The following is a 256-nucleotide window of genomic DNA, read 5'->3' as shown; positions in this document are numbered from 1 at the left end:
CCTTCTCGGTTATGCGACGCTCGCCTCCGCCTGGGCGATGTTTTCCGGTCCGACACGTTATATTTCGCTCGCCACCGTCGCCTTCTTCGGTGTCGGGGCCTATACGGTCGCGGTGCTGAGCGAGGTTTTGCCATGGCCGATGGTGCTGTTGTGCGCGGCTCTCGTCGGCGCGGGGCTGGCGCTTGTCGTCGGGCTTTCGACGCTCAGGGTTGCGGGCATTTATTTCGTGATCTTCTCCTTCGGTCTTGCCGAACTC

At 62.1% G+C, this 256-nt stretch carries 1 pseudogene; it reads left to right on the top strand.

What is annotated here, in order from left to right:
* Positions 1–256 (top strand): annotated as a pseudogene (locus tag B4920_RS26980) (branched-chain amino acid ABC transporter permease); the annotation flags it as partial.

Origin of the sequence: Zoogloea sp. LCSB751, assembly GCF_002028455.1 — a bacterium.
Taxonomy (GTDB): Bacteria; Pseudomonadota; Gammaproteobacteria; order Burkholderiales; family Rhodocyclaceae; genus Zoogloea.
Note: the sequence above shows the minus strand (reverse complement) of the source record. Positions and strands in the feature narration are given on the sequence as shown.